Origin of the sequence: Cytobacillus sp., from assembly GCF_964223445.1 — a bacterium.
In the GTDB taxonomy this organism is placed as follows: domain Bacteria; phylum Bacillota; class Bacilli; order Bacillales; family Cytobacillaceae; genus Cytobacillus.
In genome coordinates this window covers 1-3,242 of the sequence record NZ_CAXQGS010000055.1, presented here as the reverse complement: position 1 = coordinate 3,242, position 3,242 = coordinate 1, and the positions used below count along the sequence as shown (strand labels likewise).

Annotated in this window: 6 protein-coding genes; 3 read left to right on the top strand and 3 right to left on the bottom strand. The window is 42.0% G+C overall.

All coding sequences use genetic code 11. The features are described from left to right. The coding region (locus tag ACEQ1T_RS10675; RefSeq protein ID WP_370222820.1) for a UvrD-helicase domain-containing protein at positions 1–124 on the bottom strand (124 nt) is incomplete at its 3' end. 268 nt (positions 125–392) lie between these two features. Here ACEQ1T_RS10675 and ACEQ1T_RS10670 point away from each other — a divergent pair. From ACEQ1T_RS10670 to ACEQ1T_RS10660, 3 genes are read left to right on the top strand one after another with little or no spacing between them, the layout of a single operon-like run. Then, a complete protein-coding gene (locus ACEQ1T_RS10670; RefSeq protein WP_370222816.1) occupies positions 393–719 on the top strand; it encodes a TIGR04104 family putative zinc finger protein in 327 nt (108 codons plus the stop codon). Then, on the top strand, positions 716–1,036 hold the full coding sequence (locus tag ACEQ1T_RS10665; RefSeq protein ID WP_370222815.1) for a TIGR04104 family putative zinc finger protein: 321 nt from the start codon (positions 716–718) through the stop codon (positions 1,034–1,036). The genes ACEQ1T_RS10670 and ACEQ1T_RS10665 overlap by 4 nt, the downstream gene beginning before the upstream one ends. A 44-nt stretch (positions 1,037–1,080) precedes the next feature. Then, complete coding sequence (locus tag ACEQ1T_RS10660) at positions 1,081–1,386, top strand: TIGR04104 family putative zinc finger protein (RefSeq protein ID WP_370222818.1); 306 nt, start codon at positions 1,081–1,083, stop codon at positions 1,384–1,386. Between the two features lie 57 nt (positions 1,387–1,443). Here ACEQ1T_RS10660 and ACEQ1T_RS10655 read toward each other — a convergent pair whose 3' ends face one another. Both ACEQ1T_RS10655 and ACEQ1T_RS10650 read right to left on the bottom strand, forming a co-directional pair. Continuing rightward, entirely contained in the window at positions 1,444–2,073 is a 630-nt protein-coding gene (locus ACEQ1T_RS10655) for a hypothetical protein (protein ID WP_370222814.1), read from the bottom strand. Positions 2,074–2,356: 283 nt separating this feature from the next. Continuing rightward, positions 2,357–3,242 (bottom strand): DMT family transporter (locus ACEQ1T_RS10650; protein ID WP_370222813.1); only part of this gene is annotated, 886 nt, incomplete at its 5' end.

The window sequence follows — 3,242 nt, the reverse complement described above, 5'->3', positions numbered from 1 at the left end:
GGCAATAATGATCCATCAAAAAATGGATCCGCCGAATCGCCACCGTCGTCTTGCCCGATCCAGCCACCCCTTTTACCAACATTGGCCCGCCCGGCTCGAGTTCCACTATGCGCCGCTGTTCCATATTTAACTTCATACCCCGCACCCTCCCTATTTACAACTTATACCTTTATTCTAAGAATATTGTCATGCAATAGCAAGGACTTGCTGCATAGATAGGCCGGAATATCTTTTTATGGATTGAACAAAGCAGCCGGTTTTGATTTTATTGCTGCCTATACTCATCCGCAGGGAAGATTCCTTATATTATTCCCAATAATTTGGATTACTTCTGAAATCAAGGGTATACAATACTTAACAAAAGACAATTTGGAATGGAAAGGAGCAAACCAATGCCTCATTGTGAAAACTGCGGAACAAAATGGAGCTGGATTAACCTCATGAAAATCGGATTTCAAAAGAAACGAAAATGCGCAACGTGCAATACAATGCAGTACGATCCACCTGGTTTTAACCCTAAACTATACATCCCTTTGCTTATCATCCTGTTCATCGCGCCTCTTCCGTGGGCTTATCTAGAGGTTCCTGATTTGGCTTATATCTTGTTTTTTATCATCTTGAGCTTACTGGTGATAATTTTCTTGCCTTATACCATCAAGCTGCACAACCGGCCGAAACAAACCAAAGCTGCCGACTACCCAGCGAATGAGAAAGGATGAATGCTATGCCTCGTTGCCAGAACTGTGGATTTAAATGGAGTTGGAAAGAAGTTCTAATGCTCAGCGTGAAAGGCAAAAAGGAATGCTCGAATTGCCACAAAAGGCAGTACATATCGGACAAATCTAATTTTTGGACCACTTTTTTGATTTCCACGGCTTTTCTCCTTCCTATGAACTTCGTGCATGCTTATTACGAAATCAGCTGGCTATGGTTTTTCCTTGCCATACTGATTTACATAACGCTTGTTTCACTACTGATGCCTTTCTTTTACAAACTATCGAACACCCACAAACGCTTCGGCAAAACGATCGAATAATCAACTGCATTCTTCACTAATTGTATAAACGATTGCCAGAAAGGATGAACCTTATGCCTCACTGCCAAAATTGCGGATATCAGTGGAACTGGAAAGACATGTTCAAACTCAACCTCAAAGGCAAACAAGAATGTCGAAATTGCCACACTGTGCAATACGCTTCAGGTAAATCGAATTTCTGGAGCTATATGCTATTCCTCGTCCCTTTTGTTCTGGTATTTAATTACGTCCGTATTTACATGGAAGCGGGTTGGGCAATTCTTATCCTTTTCTTTTTGCTTTATGTAACGCTTGCTTCATTATTGATTCCGTTGTTGCTCAAGTTATCGAATACGAAGCGGCAGTTTTGAAAACTAATTCGAACACAAAAAACGCAGCTGCTATTCGCTGCGTTTCAAAAATTACCGCTATCTGATGTCTTTGATTAGCTGGTCTTGATCGCCAAATTCGATCTTTCCGATTTTGCCTTCTTCGGGAACAATTGCCCTGCCTTCGAATCTGTATGCTGCCGCTTCGCCTTCTGCCGGCTCATGCCATACATTGAACGTAAAACTGTAAAGCGTTTCCCCATTATCGCTTTGCACAATATCGATGTCCGAAGTGCTCAGTTGATATTCGCGATCGCTAAAGCTATAGTAGAATGCCCCAATCCTGGAAAAATTCTCATAGCCGTTTTCGGTAAAATACTTTGCATAACTTTCTTCCATATAATCCATCAAGTCTGCATACTCAACAGACTCTAGAAAAGCGCTATACTCTTCTTCGCTCGGGTCCACCGGTTGCTTATCCGCCATAACGTTCCACAAATGCCTATAGGTTTCATCCGGCCCATTGAACTCTTGAGTAATAACCGCTCGAATCGCTTCTTCGCTTTTATCCATTTCATCATCATCTGGCTCCACGTTTTCAGCCGTTTCAGCAACTTCTTCATCCCCCGCGCCACCTTCAGTCGAACAGCCAGCCACTATCGCGCTAAGCAAAAGACCCAACACTCCATATAATAATAAAATCCTGCAACGACCTAGCTTGTCTGCCATCACCATTCCTCCATTTCTTTGAAATGAACCCAAGTACAAAAAGCTGATAGCTATTATACGGTCTCACTCTTGAAATGATTCACTTTTATTACAATTAAATGGAATGACAGCTTCCCCTCCCCAAACTTTCGGGTCAGTAAAATTTGTCCCTTTAAGTGCTATTTTGTAGATAATAGACGCCCCCCCAAACACCCTGTTAATAAAAGGTTATTGGGGGTTTTTAAATAAAGCTGTGCCAGCTTCCGATAATCCGGCAATATGTAAACCGAATCATTTTTTTCATTCAATTAATCATCTTCTTTTCACCCGACTTTTTATTCATCACAAACACGCCACTTAGAATGAGGAGCATCGCGCCCCAGTCGCTCAGCAAAATCAGTTCATTGGCTAAAAAAGCCCCTATCAATAGAGACACGACAGGTGGGATATACGTTGCAGTAGAGGCAACAACTGCCCCTAAATGCTTTACGATGACATAGTAGAGAATGTAGGCTAACCCAGTTCCGAGCAATCCCAGCCCAACTAAAACCCCAATCAAGGCGACACCATCCGACTGGATATTCTCAATTCCCTGTAAGTCGCCAAAGAAGCCAATGGCGATCATAGCGATCAGCATCTGATAACTGGTCAGTACTGCGGGTGGAATGTTCATGGGTGTTATATATTTCCTTGCATAAACAAAAGAAACACCAATACTGAGTGATCCCACTAACATATAGAAAATACCGCTGATATCTAGCCCTGCAGCCCCACTTTCCCACGGCCTTGCAATAATAATCACACCCATTAAGCCGATTCCAATACCAACTACTGCTTTTCTTGTGATTTTTTCTTCTTTTAACAGTACGAATGTTGCAATGGCGGAGAAAATTGGAATGGATCCGCTTAAAGCCCCTGCAATTCCCGACTCCAATAAAGCTGTTCCTTTAGCAAAACAGTAATAGTAAATGGTCGTTGCGAGAAAGGACATAATGAAAAAGTGGTGAATATTTTTTAGATGCGCAAGGTTAAATTGACCTTTGTATAGTGCATAGAGAAACACCGGGACAAAACCGGCGGCCACTCTTAAAAATACAATCTGTAACGGCGTAATCCACTCAGCTGCCCATTTCATAAACAGAAAATTAGTTCCCCATATCACGCCAATGGAAAGATAAGCCAAATAATAG